The organism is Haloarcula sp. JP-Z28 (genome assembly GCF_011440255.1).
Classification (GTDB): Archaea; Halobacteriota; Halobacteria; order Halobacteriales; family Haloarculaceae; genus Haloarcula; species Haloarcula marismortui.
Genome location: NZ_JAAOHT010000162.1, coordinates 1 through 1,161, shown reverse-complemented (window position 1 = coordinate 1,161; position 1,161 = coordinate 1). Strand labels below are relative to the sequence as shown.

Below are 1,161 nucleotides of genomic sequence, written 5' to 3'. Positions count from 1 at the left end.
TGGCTTCGAGACAACAATCAGGTCCGAAGAAATGAGGATTCCACCCCTGCGGTCCGCCGTCAAGATGGGATCTGATGTTAGCCCTGATAGTTCGGTGACACTCGGTCGACGGGTGTCCTCGAACACCCTTCGATAGCGACCACACCCATTATATGGGTGTGATCCCGCCTAACCCCCCGGCATTGTGCCGGGATACATTCCGGTTGATCCTGCCGGAGGCCATTGCTATCGGAGTCCGATTTAGCCATGCTAGTCGCACGGGCTTAGACCCGTGGCATATAGCTCAGTAACACGTGGCCAAACTACCCTACAGACCGCAATAATCTCGGGAAACTGAGGCCAATAGCGGATATAACTCTCATGCTGGAGTGCAGAGAGTTAGAAATGTTCCGGCGCTGTAGGATGTGGCTGCGGCCGATTAGGTAGATGGTGGGGTAACGGCCCACCATGCCGATAATCGGTACGGGTTGTGAGAGCAAGAACCCGGAGACGGTATCTGAGACAAGATACCGGGCCCTACGGGGCGCAGCAGGCGCGAAACCTTTACACTGCACGACAGTGCGATAGGGGGACTCCGAGTGCGAGGGCATATAGCCCTCGCTTTTCTGTACCGTAAGGTGGTACAGGAACAAGGACTGGGCAAGACCGGTGCCAGCCGCCGCGGTAATACCGGCAGTCCGAGTGATAGCCGATATTATTGGGCCTAAAGCGTCCGTAGCCGGCCGGACAAGTCCGTTGGGAAATCGACGCGCTCAACGCGTCGGCGTCCAGCGGAAACTGTCCGGCTTGGGGCCGGAAGACCTGAGGGGTACGTCCGGGGTAGGAGTGAAATCCTGTAATCCTGGACGGACCACCAATGGGGAAACCACCTCAGGAAGACGGACCCGACGGTGAGGGACGAAAGCTAGGGTCTCGAACCGGATTAGATACCCGGGTAGTCCTAGCTGTAAACGATGCTCGCTAGGTGTGCCGTAGGCTACGAGCCTGCGCTGCGCCCTAGGGAAGCCGAGAAGCGAGCCGCCTGGGAAGTACGTCTGCAAGGATGAAACTTAAAGGAATTGGCGGGGGAGCACCACAACCGGAGGAGCCTGCGGTTTAATTGGACTCAACGCCGGACATCTCACCGGTCCCGACAGTAGTAATGACAGTCAGGTTGACGAC

The 1,161-nt window shown here is 57.6% G+C and carries 1 rRNA gene; it reads left to right on the top strand.

The window, feature by feature from the left end:
• Positions 1 to 196: 196 nt before the first annotated feature.
• A 16S ribosomal RNA gene (locus tag G9463_RS23710) occupies positions 197 to 1,161 on the top strand; the annotation flags it as partial.